25 protein-coding genes and 1 pseudogene are annotated in these 23,492 nt (G+C 62.6%); 16 read left to right on the plus strand and 10 right to left on the minus strand.

Annotation, left to right across the window (positions count from 1 at the left end):
• Positions 1 to 293: 293 nt before the first annotated feature.
• Positions 294 to 962: a hypothetical protein gene (locus IPL79_03525; GenBank protein MBK9070065.1), complete on the plus strand. Its 669-nt coding sequence runs from the start codon at positions 294 to 296 to the stop codon at positions 960 to 962.
• Between the two features lie 72 nt (positions 963 to 1,034).
• Here IPL79_03525 and IPL79_03530 read toward each other — a convergent pair whose 3' ends face one another.
• Entirely contained in the window at positions 1,035 to 2,621 is a 1,587-nt protein-coding gene (locus IPL79_03530) for a radical SAM protein (GenBank protein ID MBK9070066.1), read from the minus strand.
• Between the two features lie 169 nt (positions 2,622 to 2,790).
• On the opposite strand from IPL79_03530, the gene IPL79_03535 reads away from it, so the two are divergent.
• Positions 2,791 to 4,581 carry a M61 family metallopeptidase gene (locus tag IPL79_03535; GenBank protein MBK9070067.1) on the plus strand — a complete coding sequence of 597 codons (1,791 nt, stop codon included), beginning with the start codon at positions 2,791 to 2,793 and terminating at the stop codon, positions 4,579 to 4,581.
• Positions 4,582 to 4,588: 7 nt separating this feature from the next.
• Positions 4,589 to 5,215: a hypothetical protein gene (locus IPL79_03540; GenBank protein ID MBK9070068.1), complete on the plus strand. Its 627-nt coding sequence runs from the start codon at positions 4,589 to 4,591 to the stop codon at positions 5,213 to 5,215.
• Positions 5,216 to 5,231: 16 nt separating this feature from the next.
• Here IPL79_03540 and IPL79_03545 read toward each other — a convergent pair whose 3' ends face one another.
• Positions 5,232 to 5,993, minus strand: a complete 762-nt coding sequence (locus IPL79_03545) for a hypothetical protein (protein ID MBK9070069.1) — start codon at positions 5,991 to 5,993, stop codon at positions 5,232 to 5,234.
• Between the two features lie 272 nt (positions 5,994 to 6,265).
• On the minus strand, positions 6,266 to 6,994 hold the full coding sequence (locus tag IPL79_03550) for a class I SAM-dependent methyltransferase (GenBank protein ID MBK9070070.1): 729 nt from the start codon (positions 6,992 to 6,994) through the stop codon (positions 6,266 to 6,268).
• 88 nt (positions 6,995 to 7,082) lie between these two features.
• On the opposite strand from IPL79_03550, the gene IPL79_03555 reads away from it, so the two are divergent.
• Positions 7,083 to 7,757 carry a hypothetical protein gene (locus IPL79_03555; GenBank protein MBK9070071.1) on the plus strand — a complete coding sequence of 225 codons (675 nt, stop codon included), beginning with the start codon at positions 7,083 to 7,085 and terminating at the stop codon, positions 7,755 to 7,757.
• Positions 7,758 to 7,837: 80 nt separating this feature from the next.
• Complete coding sequence (locus IPL79_03560; GenBank protein ID MBK9070072.1) at positions 7,838 to 8,245, plus strand: DUF1398 family protein; 408 nt, start codon at positions 7,838 to 7,840, stop codon at positions 8,243 to 8,245.
• Positions 8,246 to 8,284: 39 nt separating this feature from the next.
• On the opposite strand, the gene IPL79_03565 is transcribed toward IPL79_03560, so the two are convergent.
• On the minus strand, positions 8,285 to 9,223 hold the full coding sequence (locus IPL79_03565) for a hypothetical protein (GenBank protein MBK9070073.1): 939 nt from the start codon (positions 9,221 to 9,223) through the stop codon (positions 8,285 to 8,287).
• 136 nt (positions 9,224 to 9,359) lie between these two features.
• On the opposite strand from IPL79_03565, the pseudogene IPL79_03570 reads away from it, so the two are divergent.
• Positions 9,360 to 9,494 (plus strand): annotated as a pseudogene (locus IPL79_03570) (N-acetyltransferase).
• Here IPL79_03570 and IPL79_03575 read toward each other — a convergent pair.
• On the minus strand, positions 9,491 to 10,411 hold the full coding sequence (locus tag IPL79_03575) for an SRPBCC family protein (protein ID MBK9070074.1): 921 nt from the start codon (positions 10,409 to 10,411) through the stop codon (positions 9,491 to 9,493). The pseudogene IPL79_03570 and the gene IPL79_03575 sit on opposite strands and share 4 nt — an antisense overlap.
• Before the next feature lie 231 nt (positions 10,412 to 10,642).
• Between IPL79_03575 and IPL79_03580 the strand changes: the two genes are divergently transcribed.
• Positions 10,643 to 11,413, plus strand: a complete 771-nt coding sequence (locus IPL79_03580; GenBank protein ID MBK9070075.1) for a hypothetical protein — start codon at positions 10,643 to 10,645, stop codon at positions 11,411 to 11,413.
• A gap of 12 nt (positions 11,414 to 11,425) precedes the next feature.
• On the opposite strand, the gene IPL79_03585 is transcribed toward IPL79_03580, so the two are convergent.
• Positions 11,426 to 11,998 (minus strand): YdeI/OmpD-associated family protein, encoded by a 573-nt coding sequence (locus IPL79_03585; protein MBK9070076.1) that lies wholly within the window; start codon positions 11,996 to 11,998, stop codon positions 11,426 to 11,428.
• A gap of 141 nt (positions 11,999 to 12,139) precedes the next feature.
• Here IPL79_03585 and IPL79_03590 point away from each other — a divergent pair, with 141 nt between their 5' ends.
• The gene (locus IPL79_03590; GenBank protein MBK9070077.1) at positions 12,140 to 12,424 is read left to right on the plus strand and encodes a DUF2007 domain-containing protein; all 285 of its coding nucleotides are present in this window, start codon (positions 12,140 to 12,142) and stop codon (positions 12,422 to 12,424) included.
• Between the two features lie 76 nt (positions 12,425 to 12,500).
• On the opposite strand, the gene IPL79_03595 is transcribed toward IPL79_03590, so the two are convergent.
• Positions 12,501 to 12,983, minus strand: coding sequence for a hypothetical protein (locus IPL79_03595; GenBank protein ID MBK9070078.1), 483 nt, complete (start codon positions 12,981 to 12,983; stop codon positions 12,501 to 12,503).
• Here IPL79_03595 and IPL79_03600 point away from each other — a divergent pair.
• Positions 12,885 to 13,181, plus strand: a complete 297-nt coding sequence (locus IPL79_03600; GenBank protein ID MBK9070079.1) for a hypothetical protein — start codon at positions 12,885 to 12,887, stop codon at positions 13,179 to 13,181. The two genes, IPL79_03595 and IPL79_03600, sit on opposite strands and share 99 nt — an antisense overlap.
• Before the next feature lie 12 nt (positions 13,182 to 13,193).
• Here the strand turns inward: IPL79_03600 and IPL79_03605 are convergent, their stop codons facing one another.
• Positions 13,194 to 13,955: a hypothetical protein gene (locus IPL79_03605; protein MBK9070080.1), complete on the minus strand. Its 762-nt coding sequence runs from the start codon at positions 13,953 to 13,955 to the stop codon at positions 13,194 to 13,196.
• Between the two features lie 224 nt (positions 13,956 to 14,179).
• Between IPL79_03605 and IPL79_03610 the strand changes: the two genes are divergently transcribed.
• Complete coding sequence (locus tag IPL79_03610) at positions 14,180 to 14,464, plus strand: DUF2007 domain-containing protein (GenBank protein ID MBK9070081.1); 285 nt, start codon at positions 14,180 to 14,182, stop codon at positions 14,462 to 14,464.
• Positions 14,465 to 14,493: 29 nt separating this feature from the next.
• Here IPL79_03610 and IPL79_03615 read toward each other — a convergent pair whose 3' ends face one another.
• Positions 14,494 to 15,162, minus strand: coding sequence for a histidine phosphatase family protein (locus IPL79_03615; protein MBK9070082.1), 669 nt, complete (start codon positions 15,160 to 15,162; stop codon positions 14,494 to 14,496).
• 26 nt (positions 15,163 to 15,188) lie between these two features.
• Between IPL79_03615 and IPL79_03620 the strand changes: the two genes are divergently transcribed.
• The gene (locus IPL79_03620; protein MBK9070083.1) at positions 15,189 to 15,437 is read left to right on the plus strand and encodes a hypothetical protein; all 249 of its coding nucleotides are present in this window, start codon (positions 15,189 to 15,191) and stop codon (positions 15,435 to 15,437) included.
• Between the two features lie 7 nt (positions 15,438 to 15,444).
• The gene (locus IPL79_03625; GenBank protein MBK9070084.1) at positions 15,445 to 17,826 is read left to right on the plus strand and encodes a carboxypeptidase regulatory-like domain-containing protein; all 2,382 of its coding nucleotides are present in this window, start codon (positions 15,445 to 15,447) and stop codon (positions 17,824 to 17,826) included.
• A gap of 14 nt (positions 17,827 to 17,840) precedes the next feature.
• Here the strand turns inward: IPL79_03625 and IPL79_03630 are convergent, their stop codons facing one another.
• Entirely contained in the window at positions 17,841 to 19,349 is a 1,509-nt protein-coding gene (locus IPL79_03630; protein ID MBK9070085.1) for a serine/threonine protein kinase, read from the minus strand.
• Between the two features lie 89 nt (positions 19,350 to 19,438).
• On the opposite strand from IPL79_03630, the gene IPL79_03635 reads away from it, so the two are divergent.
• The 4 genes from IPL79_03635 to IPL79_03650 are packed head-to-tail and all read left to right on the plus strand — an operon-like array spanning position 19,439 to position 23,490.
• Positions 19,439 to 20,104, plus strand: coding sequence for a hypothetical protein (locus IPL79_03635; protein ID MBK9070086.1), 666 nt, complete (start codon positions 19,439 to 19,441; stop codon positions 20,102 to 20,104).
• Positions 20,105 to 20,118: 14 nt separating this feature from the next.
• Positions 20,119 to 21,057, plus strand: a complete 939-nt coding sequence (locus tag IPL79_03640) for a hypothetical protein (protein ID MBK9070087.1) — start codon at positions 20,119 to 20,121, stop codon at positions 21,055 to 21,057.
• Positions 20,978 to 22,342 (plus strand): hypothetical protein, encoded by a 1,365-nt coding sequence (locus IPL79_03645; protein MBK9070088.1) that lies wholly within the window; start codon positions 20,978 to 20,980, stop codon positions 22,340 to 22,342. Before IPL79_03640 ends, IPL79_03645 begins: the two co-directional genes overlap by 80 nt.
• On the plus strand, positions 22,339 to 23,490 hold the full coding sequence (locus IPL79_03650) for a metallophosphoesterase (GenBank protein MBK9070089.1): 1,152 nt from the start codon (positions 22,339 to 22,341) through the stop codon (positions 23,488 to 23,490). The genes IPL79_03645 and IPL79_03650 overlap by 4 nt, the downstream gene beginning before the upstream one ends.
• Positions 23,491 to 23,492 lie beyond the last annotated feature (2 nt).

Raw genomic sequence — 23,492 nt, forward strand, 5'->3', positions numbered from 1 at the left:
TAACCGACGAATAAGTCTGGCTAGCTACCATAAGACGTCGCATATCGTCAGCGCTTTTATTGGCTCGCGCTTTGCATTTTAGTCTTGCCATGTCCAGGTTTCTAATGGCTTTCGCGGCCTTACCTATTTGTTGGGGGCTTGTGACCCTCGGCCAAGCGGGGTCTGCCGTTGCCGATCGAGGCGCCGTCGTTACGTCAAAGCCACGGGTATCGCCGTCCCAGCGGCGGTGGCAAAAAGCCGTGGCCGCCCCGCGCGCTATGCCGCGCCTCATCTCTGGCGCCAACGAGGGAACCATGCACCGCAGTGAAGACCTCGGCGCTGGCCTCCCCGGCACCACCTGGACGCAAGTAAGCGACGGTCATGCCGAACAAATCGTTGTCAATCCGCGCACGGGCGCTAAGGCGAGATGGCTCCTTTTTGGGATCTGGGAAAATGGTGACTTCTCTGCTTCCACCACGAAGACATTTGAAGCCTCAAATAAGCGCACGGGCAAGCGCACCGGTATGGCCACCGAATCACCGGTCGATGAAAAAATTTCCGTCGAAGCGACAAGGATTCTCGATTTTACGCCCAACGGTGCGACGAGAACCGTTAATTTGCAAACCAAGCGCGCTACGCGCAAGCAAGAGCGTACGGTTATCCACGACATCCGGAAAACCGCGGAAGGTCTCGTCGAAGAGTCCGAGTATAAGGCCAAGCTGGACGGCGCCTTCACCTACGATGTAGTCATCCACAAAACGAACGGCAAGCAAACACTGAGGGGCCACCTAATAAGAGATGCCGCCTCGGGTTCGTCTATCGAACTCGCTACCCGCCTCGCGGATCCGCAAGGGGAGGTTACGCTGTCGGAACTTGTGCTCAAGCCGGGCAACACGCTCATGCAAGCGTTGCCGTTTATCATGCGCGCCCGCGATATTCCCGCGGCGCTCAAGGAACGCCTGGCCGGCTACCTTCAGCAGTAGCAGTAACGCACGCTCAGCGATCGTGGGACTACTAGGCCCCACCAACCGCACTGCGCTGGTAAACTTGACCTCTTACGTGAGCACGGCAAGCCGGCGCTTGTGGGCGGCGATTTGTTCGCGGCCCGAGAGCACGCGGGCGCGCGGACCCGTCGGCGTGGTGCCGTGTTTTAGGAACGCCTGCTTGTACGCCGCAAACGTGCCCCCATTTCGATAGGCGTCGAGCACGGCGAGGCCGGCGGTGTGGTCGCCCTGCGCCAACATATATTCGACCCACGCCCATTTTGCCGACGTCGATCGAATCTCGACTTGCTCGGTGAGGCCCGCGGCGCGGATGCCGTTTTGCAAGCGCGCCAGCCTCGCAGTGACGACGTCGATGCCCGCGAAGTCGGTGCCGTCGAGCGGCGTATTTCGCTTGGCGACGAACGGCGCGATGCCATAGGCGATCGACGCATGTGCCGCGGCGAGCTCGGCGGAAAAGCGCACCAGCTCGTCGATATCGTCGTCGGTCTCCTCGGGCACGCCAACCATCATGTAGATCTTGGTGGTCTTGAGCCGGTGTTCCGCGGCATAGCGCGCGCTGCTCAGCAAATGCGCCTCCTTGGTCGAACGCTCGATGACGCGTCGCATGCGCTCGCTCGCGCCGTCGGCGGCCACGGTGAGCGTGCGATAGCCGCCTTTGGCGAGATAGCCGACGAATTCGCTGGTGAGCTTGTCAGCGCGTAGGCTCGAGATGCCAATTTCGCGATCGCCGCCGCGCACCACGCCGGCGACAATTTCCATAATGTCGGGATGGTCGGTCACCGCGGCGCCGACCAAGCCGACGCGTTTTGCATCGGCGGGAATCGCGTCCAAGATCGTCGCGACGTCCACCGCGCGCATGCCGCCGTTGGTGGTGCGTCGCATAACGCAATAGGTGCAGCCGCGTGAACAACCGCGCGCCGCCTCGGTAAGAAACATATTCGATAGCTCGGCATGTGGCGTCATGATCACCGAGCGCGCCGGTAACAAAGCGTCGGCAACCTGCGCCACGGCGGGGATGGTCTCGCCGTGCACCGACGGCACATAAACGCCCGGCAGCTTGGCAACCTCCGGGATGAACTTGCTGCGGGCAAAGGACGACGCGCTGGCAAGCTCGAGCACGGTGGCGATGAGCTCTTCGCCTTCGCCCATGATGATGGCATCGGCAAAATGCTGCAGCGGGGCAGGGTTGGAAAACGTTAACGGCCCACCGCAAATAATAAGCGGATGGCGGTCGTCGCGGTCATTTGCGAGCAGCGGCACGCGGGCGCGCTCCATGCATTCGAGCATGCCGGCGATTTCCAGCTCGTAGGCCACCGAAAACGCGAGCACCGGATACGAGCCAACGTCGTCGCCACGCTCTAGCGTAGCAAACGGCGCATCCATCGCCACGCGGTCGGCAGGTGGCGGCAACATCGCGCGATCCGCGGCCCACTGCGGCATGTCGTGGATGCGCTTGTAGATAACCTGATAACCCAGCGACGACATCGCGGCGTTGTAGGGGCTTGGATACACCAACGCGACGCGATACGGCGCCTCCTTAAACAGCGTGCCGCGCTCGTCCGCCAGCAGCGCCGCGGTGCGATCGTCGCCATGGCGATTGGCGCGTTGCGAGCGGCGTTTGGCGAGGGAGGCAGACATGGTAAATGGGCGTCAGCGTCGTTCTAGACCGCCTGCGCCCGCCGGGCAACCATAAAACAGTCACTTGCACCTCGCCGTAGCTCGGCCCCGGCTTATCGAACTGCCGCCGGTGCGCATTGCGCCCCAGGCCACGCTTGTCGTCACCGCGCATTGCCCGGACAATATTTAGATGGGGACCTTGGCCTTTCGCGTTTCGGTGCTGCAGCCGCAGGCGCATACCGCGCAACTAGAACTCGATATTCCTGCGAGCGTCGCGCCCGGCGACACTGTCGACGTCGCGATGCCCGCGTGGTGCCCGGGGTCGTATCTGGTTCGCGATTATGCGCGCTGGGTGCGTGACCTTGTCGCCGTGGACAGTACGGGCGCGTCGCTGCCCATCACCAAGCTCGACAAGCAAACCTGGCGCATTGCGCGCGGTGCCGGCACCACCACCGTGCGCTACACCGTTTACGGCCACGATCTAACCGTGCGCACCAATCACATCGACGTCACGCATGCGTTTTTGCACGGACCCGCGACGTTTCTCTACGTCCCCGCTGCCCGCGAGGCCGCGGTCACCGTCGCCGTGACCTGCGACGTCGCGTGGAGCCTGGTCGTTGGCCAGCCGGTGCGCGGCGAGCGCGGCCAATTTGCCTTTGACGCCGCCAACATCGACGAACTCTACGACGCGCCGCTGCACCTGGGTCAGCAAACCATCCACGAATTCTATGTCGATGGCGTTACGTTTGATTTGGCGCTATGGGGCGAGGTGCCCGCCCGCGGTACCTACGACGTCGCGACGCTGTGCCGCGACTTGCAGGCCATTTTGCACGCGCACGGTAAGCGCTTCGGAGGCTTTCCCTTTACGCGTTACGCCTTTGTCGTGATGTTCGTTGCCGACGGCTACGGCGGCCTCGAACACCGCAATTCGTCGATCAATATTTACGGCGCGAATGCCTTCTCGGCGCGCAAGCCCTACGAAGGGTTGCTCGAGCTGCTGTCGCACGAGTTTTTCCACGCTTACAACGGCAAGCGCATCGCGCCGGCGGCGTTGCTACATTTTGACTACACCAAGGAGGCGTACACCAAATGCCTATGGGTGATGGAGGGCATTACCAGCCACTACGATCGGTGGAGCCTGCTGGAGGCTAAGACTATTTCCGCGGGCAGCTATTTCGAAAAAGTGCTCGACGATTGGACGCGCCTGTTGCACACGCCGGGGCGCGCGCAGCAGAGCCTTGAGCAGTCGTCGTTTGACGCGTGGATCAAGCTTTATAAGCCCGACGAGTCTAACGTCAACACCACGGTCAGCTACTACTTAAAGGGCGGCCTGGTGATGTTTGCGCTCGATTTGCACGTGCGCCTGGAAACCAACGGGGCCAAATCGCTCGATGACATCATGCGAGCGCTATGGCTGCGCTATGGGCAAACGGGCACGCCGCATCCCGAGGAGTTGGCGCCGTTGTTTTCGGAGGTGTCCGGACTGGATCTGGAGCCATTTTTTGCCCGCTATGTGCGCGGCACCCAAGATCCGCCTCTCGGCGAGCTGCTTGCACGCGTCGGCCTCGCGCTTGTCGCGACGCGCTCAGAAAATGGCGACGCCGGGCCCGCGGTTTGGCTTGGCGTCACCGGCAGCGGCCGCATCGGCACCGTGCTCGACGACACGCCCGCGGCGCGCGCTGGCCTTTCGCCTGGCGATGAATGGGTGGCGCTCGATGGCGTGCGCGCCCAGGCCGACGCCGACGTGCGCGCGCAGCTCATGGGCCGCCAACCGGGCGACATAGTAACGGCCACGGTGTTTCGCCGCGGCCGGCTTCATCAAGTGCCCGTCACGCTCGCCGCCGCGCCGATGAACAAGCACCAAATCTGCGTCGTCGACGCGCCAAGCGATGCGGCGCGGGCGGCCTACAAGGCGTGGATCGGCGAGGAGCTGGGGAAAGGCGCGATCGCGACCGTGTCGATTACGGCGCGGATGCTATAGTTCGCGCATGAAGCTGCGATCTAACCATTTGACCATCGGGCTCCTCGTGGCGGGCGCTGGCGTCGCCTCGGTATCCTGCAAAGATAAAGAAGCCAAGACTGGCCTGCCGCCGGCGACGCAGTGGCAAGCGCCCGCGGCGGGCGCCGCCATCGGCGGCATGCCGGCCGGTGATCCGCACGCCGGCATTCCTGGCGCGCCAAGCTTGTCCGGCGGGGGCGCGGGAGGCGTTGACGTCGGCGCCCTCGGCATGCCGCCGCCCGACCCAAACCGCGCCATCGACGCCACCAAATATGTGCGCGGCACGCTATCACTTAGCGCGGCGCTTAAAGACGCGGTGCCGCCCGGCGCGGTGATTTTTCTCTCGCTTCGCGCCGCCGATGCCAACGGGCAGGCCGTCGCCGGGCCGCCGATTGCGGTCGACCGCCTGACGATCGACTCGTGGCCTATCGATTTCGATCTCAACGAAGCCAAGGCCATGGTCGCGGGCACGCATTTCCCTGCGCGCGTCGTGGTGCAAGCGCGCGTCGACAACGACAGCGACGCCATCAGCAAGAACCCCGGCGACCTCGTCGGGCAGGCGGTCGTCGACGTGCCGTCGACCGACGTCAAGCTGGTGTTTTCCACCAAGCTCTAACGCCTGCTAAACATACCTAGAGCGAGCCAACGACGACATCGCTAATGGGGGCATACACTTGCGCGACCCCGATAACGCATAGGGTGCGCCAGTAGCTCGCCGTGATCGTAGCGAGCATCTGGGTCGGGGCAGCTTCGAGGGCAAATGCGCTCGCCAAAGCGACCTGACCATTCCACCAATTGTCGGCGTGATCGACGGCGTAGCCACCATATGGCTCGGAAACGCAGTCAATGCGTTGGTCATTGATATAGAAAAGGCCATCCGCGCCACGCGTAGCCATGCCGTGCCCGACATTGACGTTGGGGTTGGCAGCGACTTCCTCGAACGCCTTCGCGCCGTCAGCTATCATGGCTCGGTAGGCATTGGTGAGCACGACCGATGGTTTCGCGACCGCAAGCTCTTCGTCTGTGGTCGATAGGCCATTGGCGACGACAACATCAAAGATGATCGAGGCATCGCCGATTCGCTGCAAAATCTCCGCGGCGTATGGCGCCATCTCGGGGCTCAGCGCGACGTCGCCGACCAGGCACGATTTGCCGCGTCCGCTCGCGGGACAATCGAAGTCGCCAAACGCATGCAACGTGACCTGGTTCGTGGCGGCATCGGCCCGTAGCCATCCGCGAATTGCGCCAGCCTTGTCGAGGCTGCCTTCGTAAACGGAAAAGCCACCGGGCAGTGCGTCGCCTGACTCCGCGTCGGGCGACATACATCCTAAGGCGGAGGGCACTAAGGCCGCGAGACATAGGGAGGTAAAACCGATGTTTGATAACTTCTTCATGGCTGGGCCTATTGCAAGGCGGCGGCCAACTTCGGGGCTGCGAGCGCGCAGCTAAGGAACAGCTAGTTAGCCTTAGCGCGACGCAAACATGTATGACTTGTGATCGAGAGCGTCGGATGGCCGACAATTGCGCTGGAGCCAAGTGGCAACAGCTGCTGGCAACGCTGGCAACTGCAGTGAGCACCGCAACTGCGCTCAAATGTTAAGAATTTTACTATCGAGCGCGCTCCGGCCTGGCGTTATTTCATATCAAGCACGCGCGGGCGTCTGGGTTAGGCCGGCTTGCGCGCGAAAACGTAGCTGTGATAGCCGTCCCACGGCAGGATGCGCAGCTCAATGTCGATAAAGCCGAGACCCTCGAGAAACTTTGCCGTCTCGGTAAACTCGAAGTAACGATACTTGTCGATTTTCCACGGCAGCTTATGCACGCCCATCGCCATTAGGCCGCGGGTAAACGTGAGCACCACCTCTTTGGCCGATTCTTTCGCCCCGCGAAAGATCAGCTCGCGCAGGCTGCCGGTTGTGCCGTGGGCGCCGATGACCGGGATGTGGACCAGCATCACGCCGCCCGCGTTTAGGACGCGGAACATTTCCCGAAAATAGGCATCGCTAACTGCTTTTTCTTGGATGTGCTGCAAGACATGTGTCGTGATGGCCAGGTCACACGAGGCGGCGGGCAAGGGGATGACGGGCTCGCTTACCAAATGAAAACTGCATTTGTGCGCACACGGCAAGGTGGCCGCGCGCTGCAATCGATCCTCGGAAACATCGAGGCTATGGACGTGGGTCATGTGCTGCGCTAGCGCGTTGGTGAGGCGCCCGCCACCACAGCCAATTTCCACACAGACGCCTTCGCGCTCAAAGCCGTATTGCCGCAGGTGCTCGCGCAGCATGGCCCATTCGCGCAGGCCCAATTCGAGTTCGTTGGAAGCGCCGTAGTTCAGCCTGCCGTAGGCTTGCCACTCGATATTTGATTTTGGCGTCTGCATTGGTTCACTCATGGCTCAGCCCAGTGTCATAGCACGGTGCCGCGATGAAAACGAGCCGGCTTGCGAACCTTACCCATTTCGACCTACTGTTTGACCTTCCATGAGCGAGCTATTCATTTGGTTTCCAACCGCGAGAATCAGCGCCAAGGGCATGCCCAATATACTGGAACATTTTTTAGTTGAAAAATTCGATCCCAGCAAAGACCTCGAAGGCATGGCCTACGATTGGATGGACTATGACTTTATAAAAAGCGGGTTTCCACCCAAGTCGGCGAAGGACAGACTGCCTTCGCGGTTGATTTATGTCGTCAAGAAACACCGAAAGTTGAGTTTTGATTGTTTAAGCTTCAACAGCGACATCCTGGTGGTTTCCGATTTGTTTTTACAGTTCTTAGATGGCAACGGTTTCAAATCTGCTTATGAAAGCGCCCGGCTTAAGGTGGTCTCCGACAAGGGCGCGGAACTTCTCGGAGTGAAGGCTTACTATGCAGTAAGGATCGGAAAATTCGATGATGCGCTCTTCAATTTTCCCACGAAGGGGAGACGCAGAGTTAAGTCACTTGATAAGAACAGCCATGCTTACTTGTACTCAAATCTCGCGCTTAAGGCGCCAGGGAAGGAGCTGTTTGCTTTGAGTGAATTTTGCTACAAGGGGTACTTCATATTCACCGAACAAAAGTCGAAGGAAATTGCACGCCTGTTTTATAAGCCCGAAATCTACCCCATAAATGAGTTCCCCTCGGTTTACAAAGCGGAGTTCGAATTTGATTGGTAGACCGTGGGTTGTCAGCATGGGTCGGTAGCCTTTAGGACGTGGGGCAGCATGCTGTCCAAATTGACTGCAAGGAGCGGGAGATGATTGACGCAAACCAAGAAACCGCAGCCACGATTGAGCAATGCGCCCACCGCGCGCATGCGGGCACCATGTCGTTTGGTGAGGTCGTGCAAACCTTAGCGGCACGCGGCGTTGAGGCCTACTATGCGGACTATCGCGGTAAGGCGACGACGTACTATTTGGCGACCGGCCAAGTGGTCCGCGTAACGCTGCCCGCTCCCGCGGTGCCTGTTGCAGAAGCGTTCGATGCCGCGAGCGTGCAGGCTGCGATTCGGGGCGCCCAAAGCGGAGAGGTCAAGTACCCCGAGTTTGTGGAGCGCACGATGCACGCGGGCTGCATGGGCTACATGGTGTGGATCGCGGGCCGGCATGTGCAATATTTTGGCAGGCGCGGTGAGGCGCACGTTGAGCATTTCCCGAGCAAGTAAACGTACGCGATGCCCGGTCTGTCTTGGCGCGCGCAGGACCTATTTAGCCGGGGCGTCGAGCAGCTGCTTTAGCGTCGCGGTGGCCGCGCGTGCCGCGACGGACCTGCCTGTGCGCTCCAGATAGCGAAAGGCGGTTTCGAGGAAGGGCCGATGGTGCTCGACCATGAGCGCCTCCGATTTGAGGTAGCCCGTATTGACCACTGTATTTTTTACGGGGCTATTTTTGTCCCCGGCTTGGTAGATGTAGATTGTCAATTGCACCCCAGACGAAAACACAGAGCGGAGAGGCTCTAGCACGAACGTGCTGCGGGACGTGCCGTTGTCTTCGACTCTGGCGGCAAAGAGTTCGCCTTGGGTTTCCTCGGGTGAGCCAGCCGCGCCGATACTTGTTCTCAATGATACGCTGGTTTCGCTGAGGCTTTTGATACGACCGCTTGGCGTTACAATCGCGTCGGTCTCGCGGTGGAAGATGCGCGTTCGGATGTGATAGCCCGCATCGCTGCTATCGTTGGTTTTCAGCAAGTCGGTATACCTGGTGCTCCGCGTGAGGCGCCCGAGCTTCCCGGTTGGTTTGTCGGCCCGCCAAACGGTGCTGTCCTTTGATTCTGCGTAACCAGGACGCAAGGTATGGCTCGACGTTATGCCGCCTGTTCCATCTTCGGATGCCCAAATATCTGACTCGATGCCGCGTGCGTCAGGCGCGGTGGTGAGGTTCGCCGTTAGGCTACTATCGACCGAGACGCGTCCGGTCTCCTTGGCGACTTTGAGTTGAGTCAGGGCGCTCTTGCGCTCGCGGCGCGCGCGTGCGATGGCGGCCTTGGACGCATCTCCTTTGCGCTGGGGCGCGCTTTGCACCGTTTTAGCCGGGTGCGCGGCGGTGTTCGACGCAAAACCAGCCTCAATTGAGGACGCCGAAACGGCGGTGCTTGCGAGCACGCAAATGAGTGAGAACGCCGTACGTGGGCGCGGGAATGCCATGGGTGCATGATGTGCAAGACATAGGCCATCCGCATATCTATGTGGAAACTGGCGGACTCGATGTCTCTTCAGCGAGGTTAAGGGGCCAACAAGCCCCAACGCGGAATCGGGGCTTACCTTGAGCTTCTATTCGCCCAATGCGCGCTCGGTCGCGCTGGTCAAACGATGCGGCTTCATCAAAGAAGGCTATTCGCCCAAATATCTCAAGATCAACGATGAATGGCAGGACCACGAGCGGTGGGCGATTCATCGCGAGATTTGGCGGCCTTAGACCGCCGGCAGATGAACCTCTACGACGGCCGCCGCATCGGCCACGGCGCTCGGATCGGTCAAATAGCGCTCAAACCCAGGCAGCCCCTTGTTGGGTCTAAACTGCTTGGCATTTTGATGCATCATCGCCGCGGCCCATGCCGACGCGAGATGGCGATACACGCCGGTGTGAACGATCTTGTAGGAGCGCGGCACATCGAGCGTGCCGCTCGTGAACTCGGGCGGCAGCGACGCGGGCACCGACGCGACTGGGATGGCCGCCGTGTAATCTGTCTCCTGCGCGACGATGTGGAACTTGTGATAGATGGTCAGGGGCGCGCCAGCCGCCGCAACGTCATGCGCCTTCATCCAGGTCGCGAGGCTTTCAAACTGCGCGCTAATAGCCGGCCCGATCGCCGCGATGGGCGAGCGCGCCGTGATGCCAATATACGGCGTGCGCAGGCCCTCGCCGACGCCGGCAAAGGCGAGCTTGGAGGGCACGGAGCCGGCCTCAATGTAGTCTTTCATGCGCGCCAAGCCGCGGCGAAAATCTGCGCCGACAAAGGCCGCCAACATCTTCTTTAAAAAGAACATAAAAAACGGCAGCGAGCCCTCCATGCGCCACGTGACCCTTGTGCCCTCTGGCACCGTCTCAAAATGAAAGGATGATTTATTGTGAGACTTAAACGGTTTTAGGAAGGTTAGGTTGTAGTCAAGGCCGTCGTCGCGCTGCGCGGCCAACTCCATGCGGCCGCTGCCCATGATCTTGCCCTCCCAGCCGTAGCTGGCGCCGTCGGTGTCATAGGTCATCGCGCAATCTGGCTCGGCCACTACCCACGGCGACCACGGCCCCCACTGCTTGGCATCTAAGATGGTGGCGCGAACCTTGGCGAGCGGGGCGGCAATAACAATAGTTTCGGACACGTGGAAGACCGGCATGGCGCGACGCTATCACGCGGGTGGCGCCGCCGCCAACGCGCGGAGGCTGGCGGGCATTCGTTTCAGGCGACGTCGCTGCGCCAGCCGCCGAGGCTGCCGCAGCTGGGGTATTGAGACCTCGCCTGGTCATCTCGGGGACGGGGTCCTGGGCACGCTACCGCGGGCGCACGCCTCGCGTCGGGGTGTGCGCCTGGGGTACGGCTGGCACCTGGCTTGCAAATGTTATCTCCTATGAGGCTAGGGCTGTGTTTGGCGTTTTCGATCTTGGCGTCGTGCTTGGACATCCAAGAGGACGCCGGGCCCGTTCTTGATAGCGACGCCTATGGCTCAGATGACGAAGCCAAAAGTGCCAGCGTCCCGCGCGTGCTGTGCGTCGATGCCGCAACCCCCGATGCCGCCGCGCGCAATGAGGCGTGCAAGATCTCCACGACCTTGGGCCGCGCCGTGCGCAAGTTCGTGACCGCCAATCCACGGCTCTATGAGCTCGCCGCCGGCCACCGCGATTTCTCGACTACCGAAGGCTTCAATGAGCACGTCTACGAAACAGATTTGCCGTTTCGCGCCAGCGAGTTCATTGAGGCCCTCGCGACGATGTCGCCCGAAGCCCTTTGGGCGAGCAGCAGCGAGTATCGCCTCGGCTTTAATCGGCAGACCGGCGTCTTGTCGCAGCCGGGCGAGGCACCCCCGCGCATTGCGACGGGCATGGTGTTTGTTTTGCGGCTGCGGATCGCGCCGCTCATCTACCTCCCCGTAGCCTTCGAAATCGTCGAGATGGACGCCGCTGCGGGTCGGTTCGCGTTTTCCTACGTCACCCAGAATAAGACCCAGGGCATTCAACGCGTCACGGTTTCCGATCGAGGCGCCGGCGCACACATAAAACACGAGACTCGCTTTAAGAGCGATTCGGAATTCCGCGACGATTATTTTTACGTGCCCTTTCACGAGAAACTGGTCCGCGAGTTCTACGAGGCGGTGGCCGCTTACCTTATTGAGTACCCGTAGCTAAGCCGCGACTTAGGGTTCGGTGCGAGGAAGCCGGGCGTCGTCCCAGTTGCCAAATTGCGCGTTTTGCTTGGTCTTGGCGACAAAGTTGGCGAGCCGCTTCTCCCACTCGCGTGGGTCGCGCGTGCGCATCTCTTCAATATAGCCAAGCCGCACACGCTGGTATTGGCTTGGAAAGGCGAGGAAGTTCGTCCACGCGCCTGGCTCGGCCATGAGCCGTTCGCGAATGTCATCTGGCACGCTGACCTCTGCCGCCTGGCTTAGATCAGGCAAGGTTTGGCGCCCCGCGTCGCTCATGAGGCCTGCGGCGATCATGCGGCGCGCACGCGCCTTATTGAGCTCGGTCCAATGGCTGCGCACCTTGCGCGGCGTAAAGCGTTGCGCGGTTGCATCGTCGTGGCGCTTGGCGGTGCTATCGATCCAGCCAAAGCAAATCGCCTCTTCAACGGCATCGAGGTACGTGATGGTGTCAGGCCTGCCGGGCCGCAAGAGCAACCAGATCGCTCGCGCCGACGCGTGGTTGGCCGCAAGCCACGCGCGCCACGCTCGTCGCGTGTTGGGATCTAAGGTTTCCGTGATCTCCATCGGCACGCGGTAGAGAGTCTAGCCAATAATCTTCGACTGCCAATCCAATTAGGCGGTCGTGATGGCGGCGGCATAGGTCAGGGGTGCAGGCCGCCGCGAGAAATAGGATGCGCGCTGTGCTGGTGCTGGTAGGCTATCCATGTGAAGACCATCGCCCAGTTTAGCCACATCACCGACGCGCACTACATGTTCTTGTTATCGCGCCTCGAGGAGGCGGGCATCGCGGTGCACCGGCAAAATGAGCACATCATCGGCCTTGTGCCACACATTCAGATCGCCATCGGCGGGGTTCAAGTTGTGGTGAGCGACGAGGACGCGCAGGCCGCACTTGAAATCTGGCAAGAGGTCAGGCAAGAAGTCGCCGCGCACTTCGACGACGCCGACTTAGAAGCGCAGGCGCTCGCCGCGCATGATGATAATGTTTAGGCGTGCGGGGCGCCTTGGCCAAGGGGGCCGGAGCCCCATGACCGGTTGAACGGGCAAGCCGCATCGCTGCGGAACGCTAATCATCTGCCAGCGCGTACTGATTCCAAGATTGCATAAACTCGGACACCGTTTGGGTGTGGCTGGTGCCATGCGGGTTGTACAGCGACACGATGCTCTTGGTTCGATCGGGCGCGCCGTACGCATCGGCAACCCAATGCGTTCCCAGGATTGCATAGGCATGACGTGTGTAGAATTTATCTTTTCGATCGTCTGCGAATCCTGGGCTGCGCCATACCGCTATGACTCGGTTTTGCTTCAGCATCGCAAGCGTTGGCTGCCCCTGGTGTTCGCGGGCTTCGAGGCCGAGGTGTCTCCCCGCCACCGATGAGAGGTCGGACTCCATTTTTTTGTACGCGCTATCGTTGCCCGAAATGAATGCTTTGGCGCCGAGGATAAAGCGATGAGCAAGGCCTATGTTCTCATCATGTTCAGCCTTGCCATGCTCCTCGATGAATCGCGCATACGCTTTCTCAACAAGCGCGGGCCAGGCGCCGAACACCCGTTTTGTCGCGAATCAGCCGCGCACGCGTGCGTCATCAACGGCCGCGGGGCAGCAAAGCGGCGCGCGGCGTGGTGCAGGCGGGCGTCGACAACCACAGCGACGCCATCAGCAAAAATCCCCGGCGACCTAGTTGGGCAGGCCGTCGTCGACGTGCCGTCAACCGACGTCATGCTGGTGTGTAACACCAAGCTCTAACCGCTGGTTTCGCTACAGCGAGCCGATGACCACGTCGCTAATTGGCGAATAAACTTGATCAGGGCTAATTACGCACCTGCCTATCCAATAAGAAGGGGTGAATGTGGCAAGGATCTCGGTAGGGGCCGTTTCGAGGGCAAATGCACCTGCCAGCACCCGCTGTGCTCTCTCCCAGTCTCCATAGTCATCGATGATGTAACCGTTGCGCGGCGTACCCTCGCACTTAACCCGGCTGCCATTGATGAAGAAATGATCATCTGTGCCTCGCGAGGCTACCCCGTGCGCGATCCAAACATCAGGTTGCCCCAGCCATTGCTCGAGCTTTGGTGCCCCGCCGGCGAACATGCCTCGGTACGCATTGGTAATTACAATCGATGGCCTCTCGAAGTTGAGCACCCCTTCGGAGGTTGACACGCCGCTCGACACCACCACGTCCAATACGATCGAGTCGTCACCGATGCGTTGCACGATCTCGGCTGCGTATGGCTGCATCTCCTCGCTGAGCGCAACCTTGCCAAGGCGACACGACGTACCACGCGAAGCCCCCGGACAATCAAAGGCGCTAAACGCGTAAAGCGTAAAGTCGTTGGTTAACGCATCGGCACGCAGCCAGCCGCGAATTGCCGCTGATTTATCGACGCTGCCTTCGTAAATGGAAAAGCCGTCGGGCAGCTCATCGCCCGACCCGGCATCGGGGGCCAGGCATCCCAATGCGGTTGGCGCCACGGCAGCGAGACATAGAGAGGCTAAACGAATGGTTAGGGCTTTCTTCATGGCAGGACCTAAGTGCAAGGCGCATGCCAATGCAGTCGCGGCGAGCGCGCGGCTAAGGTTTAGCTAGTTAGCCTTAGTTAAACGAAAACATGTAATACTTATAAGCAGATGAGCCCCCTTTGACGCGCGACCTGGGGCCAAGCGACACCGCCCGCCCACTGGCCTGGCTACGGCGGTGGCGCGCCTCGTCCCCGGTTGCCTCTGGCCGCTGCTAGGCTAATGGCGTGAAGACCATTGCCCAGTTTAGCCACATCACCGACGCGCATTACATGTTCTTGTTGTCGCGGCTCGAAGAGGCGGGCATCGCGGTGCACCGCCAAAATGAGCATATCATTGGCCTGCTGCCGCACATCCAGATCGCCATCGGCGGGGTTCAAGTTGTGGTGAGCGACGAGGACGCGCAGTCCGCGCTTGAGATCTGGCAAGAGGTCAAGCAAGAAGTCGCCGCGGACTTCGACGACGCCGACTTAGAAGCGAAGGCGCTCGCCGCGCATGACGACAACGTCTAGGGCCGCGGGCTTGCATTGGCACGAACGGGCTAGCCCGCGACGCCCGCCAGGTGCGCGGTCTCGTTGAGGCTCTTGATCCAAAAACGCTGCCGTCCGGTGGCGGACTCGGTGACGTGTTCAATCGTCGTAATCGACGCATTGTCGACGAGCGCGAAAAACGGCGTGTGGTCGGTGGGCGCGCCGGCGCCGACAACGTGGCAAAGCGCGTTGAAGATGGCAATGCCGTGGCTTACCACCACGACGCGCTGCCCTCGGTGGTTCGCGATGATCTGCGCCAGGCCCTCGCCGATGCGGGCGAAGATTGCGGTCGTGATCTCGCCGCCCGGCGGCACGCAAAAATGCCGGTCGGCCATGAACGCTTCCCACAGAGTCGGATGCTGATCCTTAGCCTCGTCAAAGCGTAGACCATCAAATATGCCAACGCTGCGCTCGCGCCAAAGTGGCGTGGCCGTTGCTGCCAGCCCCGTGGCCTGTGCAATCGCCTCAGCGGTTTGCGCGGCGCGCACGACGTCGCTGGTGATCAGCGCGCTGGCGCCCACGCCCGCCAAGCGTGCCGCGACGGCGGCGGCTTGCGCCCGGCCGCGCTCGGTGAGCGGCGACGGGCTGTGCCCGCCAAAGCGGCTTTCGCGATTGGAATCGGCTTCGCCGTGACGCACCAGAAACAGCGTGGTTGCGACGCGATCGGCAGAACTCGCCATGGCCTCGTGGTATACCCGCCGGCGTTATGCCCGACTACTCAAAGTTGCACGATATGCTCAGCCATCGCATCCGCATCGACTACGACACCGGTGCGCACGTGAGTGGCTATCTCGCCAGCTGCCAACCGGCCAAAGGCCAGGTCGAATTTGTCGTGCTCAAGCACGTCGAGATGGTTGACTCCAAAGGCCAGACCGTCGGCCAGGTCGACGAGCTTACGCTGTCCCCCAACGTCACCGTCGGCCTTGCGACCGACGAAGGTCCGCGCGGACGCTAAGCTGGCAATGATTTGGCGCTGGTCGCTCGCCCTGCTGCTCGGTCTGGTTGTTGCCTGTAGCGGTCCGACGCCGCCAGTACGCGTCGTCATCGCTGGTCCCGTGCCACCTGGCATGCCGCACCCACAGGATCATGACGCCGCGCAGGGGTTGCTTGGCATCGTCGTCGACGGCGCGGGCGAGCCGGTCATTGCCGCCGAGGTGACCTTTACGTCAATCGACGGCGATCGCGCGCTTGTAGTTGCGAGCGATGACGAGGGCATGTTGCGCGGCGTGCTTGAGGCCGGTCGGTATCGCGTTGACGTGCGCGGGCCAGGCCTGCTCGCGGCCACGATCGCGGAGGTGGCATGGCCCGCCGATGCGCTGCGCATCATCGCCTCGCGCGCGGTCGGGTTAGCCGGCGTTGTGCTCGATGGGACAACGCCGGTGCGCGGCGCCCAGGTGAGGGCGGTGCGTGACGGCATTGAAGAATTTGCGGTGGTCGCCGATGCGGATGGCCACTTTGCGTTCGCTGGGCTCACGCAGGGTTCGTATCGCATCTACGCGTATGCGGGCGATCTAGTCGCGCGCTCGCGGTTGGTCGAGCATCGCGGCGGCGCGGCGCTGCAAGCCCTCACCTTGAGCGTCGAGCCTGCCTTCATTTTGGTAGGCTCGGTGCGCGATGCACAGACGCAGGTGGGTCTCGCAGCGCACGTGCTGATCACGGCAGTTGGGCACGATGAGCCCGCCCGCTTGGCCGTTGCAAATAGCGAGGGCCAGTTTCGTTTTGAAGGCGTGCCGCACGGGAGGTGGCAAATATCCGCGGCGGCAACAGCCTATCTCGCCAGCACGCCACAAGAGGTGGTGCAGGCGGCGGCCATGCGTGCGCCCGTTGCTTTGACGCTGCGCCGCGGTGAAACGCTCGAGGTGCGCGTGCTAGATCGTGCACAGCGGCCGGTGGCCGGCGCCACGGTATGGGTGCAGCGTGCGGGCGAGGGCGGTGCGGGCAGCATCGCCGCGATATCACGGACCAGCGGCGCAGGCTTGCAGTTACAGTCGCGTGCGGAGTTGGGCGTGACCAGTGGTCCAGTGCCGCTGATTCCTCGTGTGCCCGCTGCGTCGGCGGCAGCGCCTCTTGGCGCGGTCGCGCGACCTAGCCATGTTTACGTTGCGCAGGCCATGAACGACGGCGCCGACGGCCCAGCGCTCGACATGACCCACCAACGGCTAGTATTGCCCGATGCGCGCGGCGTGCAGGGCGAGGTAACCGATGCAGGCGGCGAGGTACGCCTCGTAGGTCTGGCGCCTGTTGCGTGGGAGATCGTGGCAACGCATGCCGATTATGTCGACAGTGTTCCGCATGCCATGACCTTGACCGACGCGGGCGCCGCGGCACCCCTGCGGCTTACGTTGCACCAAGGTGGATCGGTCGGGGGCCGCGTCACAGATGCGTCGCTGGCGCCCGTCGCCGGCGCGGTGGTGCGATGGCATCGCGGTGGTAGCGAACAGGGCGCTTCCGACGCCTTCGCGGTGACAAATGCGCGTGGTGAATTTTCCCTCACGCGCCTGCTGGGGCGAGGCACCCTGCTCGCATCCTCGCCCACTGCGGGGGACGCGGAGGTTGCGCTAGAGCTAGGTGAAGGCGATCACAAGCAACAAACGATTATCCTGCACCGGCTGCTCGGGCAATTGCGCGGCGAGGTCGTTGATGAAGCGGGCGCACCCGTAGCAGGCGCCCAGCTCGCCCTTGGCGCGACCGGCCGCACCGCCATTACGGGCGCCGGCGGGGCCTTCGAGCTGATGGCAATCGATCCAGGCGACCACGAGTTGCGCGTGACGCATCGCGATTTTTTGCCGCTTGAGCTCAAGGTCAGAGGCGATGCCGGCTTGCCGCAGCGCTTGGTGCTCCGCGCTGGCTCCACGCTGGTCGCGACCATCCTCGATCGCCACACCGGCGTACCGGTGCCGGGTGCGACCGCAACCCTTTCCATGCGCGACCTCACCATGCGCGCGTCGGCCGACGACGCCGGCGTGCTGCGGTTTCGCGCCGCGGCCGCGGGGCATTGGCGACTCGCGGTCGACGTGCCCGGCTACGTATCGATTCGGCGCGAGATCGTGCTTGATGCGGCGCTACACGAGTTGCGCATCGAATTTGAGCGCGGTGCGCTCGTCTCGGGCGTGGTGCGCGATCGATTTGGCGGGCGGCTCAGCCAAGCACGCGTGCGCGTGACGCGCCCCGCTGACGGCGTCGTGGCCGAGGCCATCACCACCAGCGAAGGCGCCTTCGTGGTGCGGGGTGCGCCGTCTGGCGAGGTGGTGGTTACGGCGGAGCTGGGAGGGCAGCAAACGTCCGAAAAACGGACACTTCGCCCGGCCGACGAACTCACCTCGCTTGAACTCACGGTCCGCTAATGGCGTAAGGCGCGCTATTTCTTATTCGACTTCAGGCGCTCGGCGTTGCGATCGATAATGAGCGTCGGCTCGACGTGGACCGGCGGCGCGCCCTCGACGGTTTTTTCGCGCTCTTGCTGCCGCGTCGCGCGCGGGATGGGCGCCGCTCCAGGGCCACCCGGTGGCGGTGCAACTTTCGTAGCCGGCGCATGTGATGCGGGTGGTGCCGGCGGCCGCGTTGGCGCGGCCTTGCGCGCCGGCACGGCTGGCGCGGCCACGGTCGGTGCGCCTGCCCCTGGAACGCGCGGGAGCGGCAGCACCGATGCGCCAAACGGCTCGGCGTCGATGGCGGTCTTGATGGCGTCGAATTTCATCGGCTCAGGCCGCGTCGGGGCGCGATCGATGTGTTCCGGAATCGCCGAGTCGACCGGCTTGGGCATCGTGTTGGGGTGGCGCGCAGCCGATCGCTGTGCGCTGACCGCCGCGGCGGTAGGCTGCCGCTTAGGTACAAATGGGACTTCCTCTACCGCGCCGCCTTGCGCGATGAGGTTTTCGCCGACGTCGTCGGAGACCTCTTCGGAGAGCACGAACTCCTCGAGCATGCGCAATTCGCGATCGATGTCGTCGGCAAACGTGCCGCGAATATAGTGCGCCAAGTGGCTGCGATTGTATCCCGGCACGTACTTGCGAAGGAACGCGCGGAGGTCGGCCTCAAGCTCGGCCGCGGTCTGATAACGTTCGCCGCGCACCCTGGTGAGGCACTTGTCGCAGATGGCTTCCAGCTCAGGCGGCACGGCCGGCGCCCCCTCTGAGATGGGCTGGTACTTCGCATCGCGCACCTTGAGCAAGAGGCCCATTTCACTGGAGGCGACAAACGGCGGCACCCGCGTCAGCATTTCGTAAATGACCGAACCGAGCGAAAAAATATCGCTGCGATGATCCAGCTTGCGTCCGAGCGCTTGCTCGGGGCTCATGTACTTTACCTTGCCCTTGATGACGCCGGTCTTGGTCTGCACCTTTGAGAGCGTGGCCTTGGCGATCCCAAAATCGCAGAGTTTTACGTCGCCGCTGTACGACAGCAAAATATTGGAAGGCGACACGTCGCGGTGAATGATGCGCAAGGGCTCGCCAGCCGCATCGACGGCGGCGTGGGCTGAGTGCAGCGCGGCGGCCGCCTCGGCCGCGATAAACGCGACGTGCTTGGGCGACATATAGGTCTTAGTCTGGCGGCAGCGCTCAAGCGTGGAGCGCAGGTCCTTGCCGTCGACGTGTTCCATCGCGATGAAGTACTCGTGGCCCGCGCGGGCAAACTCATAGACCCGCGCGATGTTGGGATGGCGCAGGCTGCTGGCGATGCTGGCCTCATCGATCATCATCTGGATGAAGTCGTTGTCCTCGGCAAGATGCGCCAGCACGCGCTTGATCGCGACGAAGTGGACCCGTCCCTTAGCGTCAAAGGTCTGCGCGCGATATATCTCCGCCATGCCGCCGTACGCCAAACGGTCGAGCAGGTGGTAGCGCCCTAGTTGTTGCGCTTTTTGCACGTAGCCCTCATGGTACGAGGATTCAGGCTAAGGGCCAAGGCGCATCCCGACCATTTGGCAACGGGCGCGGGGAGCGCTACACTATTTCCATGAAGCCCGTGAAGCAATGTTCGATGTGGTCTGGGCGCGCACTTGTCGGCGTTGCCGTCGTGTTGGGCGCCGCGTGTGCAAAGGCAGAGCAGGAGCCCGCCCCAGCGGCGCCGCAGGCCGCGGTGCAGGCGCCATCGACCATCGCCGTGCCGGGGGCGCCGGCCGCCGCCGCCACTGCGATGCCGGCCGCTGCGAACGCGGCACCGACCACGGATGCCTTGCCTACGGCGCTTCCGACAACCACGCCTCCGCACGCAGCCGCAGATCCCGCACTGGGCACGGCAACGCTCCCCAGCAGCGGCCTTGCGGTCGCTACGTCGGATCCGATGTTTACGATTTCCCTGACCAATCCGGGGCATGCGGCACCGGGTGCCACGGTCACCGCCAAGGTGACGGCCTTGCCCGGGAAGGGCTACAAGATCAACAAGGAATTCCCCGCAACGCTGCAGCTCGATCCAACCGCGGGCGTCGCATTTTCACCCGCGCGCATCGAGCGCAGCGCGGCCTTGGTGGATAACGATCACGAGCTGACGTTTGGTGTGCAAATGTCGGCAACCGCGAAAGGCGATTACGCGGTCAAGGGCCTGCTCAAGTTTGCGATGTGCGACGACGCCAACTGCATGCCGAAGAAGCAGGCGATCGCGCTAGACCTACATGTGAAATAGCGTAACGTTATCCTATGTCCAATAACGCGACCGGCGCATGGTTGCTGCAAGTTGGCAACTCCATGCGCGAGGAGTTCGCCGACACGCGCCGGGTGCTGACCTTTGCCGCGTATCTCGACCTGGCGTCGTCGCAGCCGACCCGCCACATCCGCGATGCCGCGCGCTATGTGCTCGACTGCTTGGACTACTTCGGCACGTATGAGGTGACGACGCCGCGCGGCAGCGAGACGCGCTACAAGCTCTTTGACGCGCCATGGGATGCCACCGGCGAGGAGCGCTTGGTGGGGCAGGAGGGTGTCGCCGCGGCGGTCTACCGCCTCATCGCCAGCAGCGTGCGTCAGGGTAACGTCAACAACGTCATCCTGCTGCATGGCCCCAATGGATCGGCGAAATCGACGTTGATTCGGACCATCGGCCGCGCCATGGAACACTACGCCACCTTGCCCGATGGCGCGATGTATCGCTTCTCGTGGGTGTTTCCCAAGACGAAGCTGGGCAAGTCGTCGATTGGGTTCGGCGGCGCGGCGGAGCTTGAATCGCTCGAGAGCTTTGCGCTGGCGAGCGATGATGAGGTGGACGCGCGGGTGGGCGATGAGCTGCGCGATCATCCGCTGCTCTTGCTGCCAACCGCGCAACGCCGGACGTTTATGGCCGAGGCCTTGGAGCGCGTCGGCCTCACCGGCACGCATCTGGTGCCCGATACGCTTGAGCACGGCGCGCTGTCGCCAAAGAATCGCGCCATCTTTGACGCGCTGCTCGCGAGCTATGGCGGCGACTACCTGAGGGTGCTGCGCCATGTGCGGGTCGAGCGCTTTTATATCGACGAGCGTTTTCGCCAGGGCTACGTCACCGTCGAGCCGCAAATGTCGGTCGATGCCAGCGAGCGCCAGGTCACCGCCGATCGCAGCCTCCGGCGCGCTGCCGGCGAGCCTGCAAACCTTGGCGCTGTTTGAATACGGCGGCGAGCTGGTCAACGCCAATCGCGGGCTGATTGAATACGACGACCTCCTCAAGCGCCCGCTTGAGTCCTACAAATACTTGCTCACGACCGTGGAGCGCGGCGCGGTAAGCCTGGCCAACTCGGCGTTGTCGCTCGACGTGCTTTATATGGCGAGCAGCAACGAGACGCATGTCGCCGCCTTCAAGGAGTATCCCGATTTCCAAAGCTTCCGCGGCCGCTTTGCCTTCGTGCGCGCGCCGTATTTGCTCTCGGTGTCGCTTGAACGCCAGCTCTACAAGCAACGCCTGCGCGAGGCCGCGGGCAGCCGGCATGTCGCGCCGCATACGGACTACGTCCTGGCGTTGTTTGCGGTGCTAACGCGCATGCGCAAGCCTCAGCTCGAGCACTATCCACAGGCGGCGCGCGAGCTCATCGGGACGCTGACCCCGCTGGCGAAGGCGGATCTCTACGCCGACGGTCGGGTGCCGGCTGGCGTCGCCGGCGAGGCAGCCAAGCGCTTGCGGCAACTCACGCGCGACCTCGTTGCCGAGTCTGACGAGTATCCGCATTACGAAGGCAAATACGGCGCGTCGCCGCGCGAGATGCTCGCCATCTTAATGGCCGCCGCAAGCTCGACGAAATTTTCCTATGTCTCGCCCTTTGTCGTGCTCGACGAGCTGGCGCAGCTCATCAAGCAGACGTCGCTGTATGAATACCTGCGGCTCGAACCCGATGGCGGCTTTCACGATCATGTCGCCATGTTGCAGGCCGTGCGCGATCGCCTGGCCGAATTGGTCGAGCGCGACGTGCAGGATGCGCTGGGGCTGGTGGCCGATGCGGAGCACGCCAAGATCTTCGAGCGTTACATGATGCAGGTGACGCATTGGGTGCGCGGCGAAAAGCTGCGCAATGCCAGCACGGGCAATATGGAGGCGCCCGATGTTCGGTTGATGGAAGGCGTTGAGGAGAGCCTGGGGCAGAGCTCCGCCGACGTGAAGCGGTTTCGCGAGGCGCTGGTGACCAAGGTGGGAGCGTGGTCGGTCGATCACCCTGGCCAACGGCCCAATTTCGAGGTCGTCTTCGCCGAAGAGCACGAACGGCTGCAGGCCGCTTACTACGGCAAGGTCCGCAGTAAAATTGCCACCGGCCTGGAGGCCTTGTTACAGTCGCTCGCTGGCCATGCCGCGCCTGAAATCTCGCAATCGCTGCAACGCCTCTACGACAAGGGCTACCATGAGGCGAGCGCGCGCGATTTGCTCGGTTTTTGCAGGCCGAGAGGTTTCGCGGGTAGCGCATGAGCCGGCGGCTTGCGGCGATCGCGGTGTGTGGCCTGTGGCTGGGCGCTGCGGGCGCGCGCGCGGACCAGCCCTGGTTGCCGTCGGTTGCCGCGGTGACGACGCAGCCCTCGTCGCTCGATCCGCTGGCCACCGATTTTGTTGTCTTTGGCGATGCGCGCACCAATCTCGACGTGGCGGCCCGGGTGATCGCGGCGCTGGTTGAGGAGGCGCCGGACTTTGTGGTTGCGACCGGCGACTATGTGAACGACGGCGGCAATGTCGAGGAATGGGTGGCCTTTCGCAAGCTCATTCAACCGTTGATGGGCAGCGCGCCGCTGTATGCCGCCATTGGCAACCACGACCGACAAGGGCGCGGACGCCGTGTCGAACATTTTCGCGATACCTTTAAACCCCACAAGGGGCCGCACGGCGAGCGCTACTACTTTGTCGACCGCGGCGCGTTGCGGCTCATCGTGCTTGACTCCAACACGTATGCCAATGCTGATCAAACCGAGTGGCTCACCAATACGTTGCACGCCGGCGCGAAGCTGAGGCAGCAGATGTTTGTGGTCATGCACCACCCGGTCTATTCCATCGCGCTGCACGGCGGGCATGCGGCGATTCGCGAACACTGGGCGCCGCTGTTTGAACACTACGGCGTCCAGGCGGTCTTTTCAGGCCATGATCATGTGTATGCGCGCGCGGAGGCCGGCGGCGTGCGCTATTTCGTTACCGGAGGCGCAGGCGCGCCGCTGTATGGCAAGTCGCGCAATCCTGATGACCTCGACGTCGCGGCGGTCAAACATCACGCGCGCGTGCACCACTACCTGCGGGTGCACGTGGTGCCGCAAATGATAGAGGTCACCGCGGTGAAGCTAGATGGATCGATCATCGAGAGCGTGCGCTGGGGCCTCGTCCCGCAGGGCGATGGCGCGGCGCGCGCTCGAACCACCATGAGCCTGCTGCGCGACCTTGGGGTCGGCGAGGGCAGTGTGACGACCGGGGCGGTCGGTGGAGCGTCGCCTGCACCGGGCTCAGCAGCGCGTGCGTCGCAAGGTCACCCCGCCGGCGCGTTGCCGTTGGCCGCGCGCCAGGCCGCGCCATCGCCGCTGTGGCTGCTTATCGGCCTCGCCGCGGTGCTGTTTGGCGCAATACGCCTCGGCCGCTGAGT

Source organism: Myxococcales bacterium (assembly GCA_016716835.1).
Taxonomy (GTDB): domain Bacteria; phylum Myxococcota_A; class Polyangia; order Haliangiales; family Haliangiaceae; genus JADJUW01.

Coding starts and splice junctions, on each gene's coding strand:
- IPL79_03525 (MBK9070065.1), top strand. CDS start 294: ATGCACCGCAGTGAAGACCTCGGCGCTGGCCTCCCCGGCACCACCTGG.
- IPL79_03530 (MBK9070066.1), bottom strand. CDS start 2,621: ATGTCTGCCTCCCTCGCCAAACGCCGCTCGCAACGCGCCAATCGCCAT.
- IPL79_03535 (MBK9070067.1), top strand. CDS start 2,791: ATGGGGACCTTGGCCTTTCGCGTTTCGGTGCTGCAGCCGCAGGCGCAT.
- IPL79_03540 (MBK9070068.1), top strand. CDS start 4,589: ATGAAGCTGCGATCTAACCATTTGACCATCGGGCTCCTCGTGGCGGGC.
- IPL79_03545 (MBK9070069.1), bottom strand. CDS start 5,993: ATGAAGAAGTTATCAAACATCGGTTTTACCTCCCTATGTCTCGCGGCC.
- IPL79_03550 (MBK9070070.1), bottom strand. CDS start 6,994: ATGAGTGAACCAATGCAGACGCCAAAATCAAATATCGAGTGGCAAGCC.
- IPL79_03555 (MBK9070071.1), top strand. CDS start 7,083: ATGAGCGAGCTATTCATTTGGTTTCCAACCGCGAGAATCAGCGCCAAG.
- IPL79_03560 (MBK9070072.1), top strand. CDS start 7,838: ATGATTGACGCAAACCAAGAAACCGCAGCCACGATTGAGCAATGCGCC.
- IPL79_03565 (MBK9070073.1), bottom strand. CDS start 9,223: ATGGCATTCCCGCGCCCACGTACGGCGTTCTCACTCATTTGCGTGCTC.
- IPL79_03575 (MBK9070074.1), bottom strand. CDS start 10,411: ATGCCGGTCTTCCACGTGTCCGAAACTATTGTTATTGCCGCCCCGCTC.
- IPL79_03580 (MBK9070075.1), top strand. CDS start 10,643: ATGAGGCTAGGGCTGTGTTTGGCGTTTTCGATCTTGGCGTCGTGCTTG.
- IPL79_03585 (MBK9070076.1), bottom strand. CDS start 11,998: ATGGAGATCACGGAAACCTTAGATCCCAACACGCGACGAGCGTGGCGC.
- IPL79_03600 (MBK9070079.1), top strand. CDS start 12,885: ATGAGCAAGGCCTATGTTCTCATCATGTTCAGCCTTGCCATGCTCCTC.
- IPL79_03605 (MBK9070080.1), bottom strand. CDS start 13,955: ATGAAGAAAGCCCTAACCATTCGTTTAGCCTCTCTATGTCTCGCTGCC.
- IPL79_03615 (MBK9070082.1), bottom strand. CDS start 15,162: ATGGCGAGTTCTGCCGATCGCGTCGCAACCACGCTGTTTCTGGTGCGT.
- IPL79_03620 (MBK9070083.1), top strand. CDS start 15,189: ATGCCCGACTACTCAAAGTTGCACGATATGCTCAGCCATCGCATCCGC.
- IPL79_03625 (MBK9070084.1), top strand. CDS start 15,445: ATGATTTGGCGCTGGTCGCTCGCCCTGCTGCTCGGTCTGGTTGTTGCC.
- IPL79_03635 (MBK9070086.1), top strand. CDS start 19,439: ATGAAGCCCGTGAAGCAATGTTCGATGTGGTCTGGGCGCGCACTTGTC.
- IPL79_03640 (MBK9070087.1), top strand. CDS start 20,119: ATGTCCAATAACGCGACCGGCGCATGGTTGCTGCAAGTTGGCAACTCC.
- IPL79_03645 (MBK9070088.1), top strand. CDS start 20,978: ATGCCAGCGAGCGCCAGGTCACCGCCGATCGCAGCCTCCGGCGCGCTG.
- IPL79_03650 (MBK9070089.1), top strand. CDS start 22,339: ATGAGCCGGCGGCTTGCGGCGATCGCGGTGTGTGGCCTGTGGCTGGGC.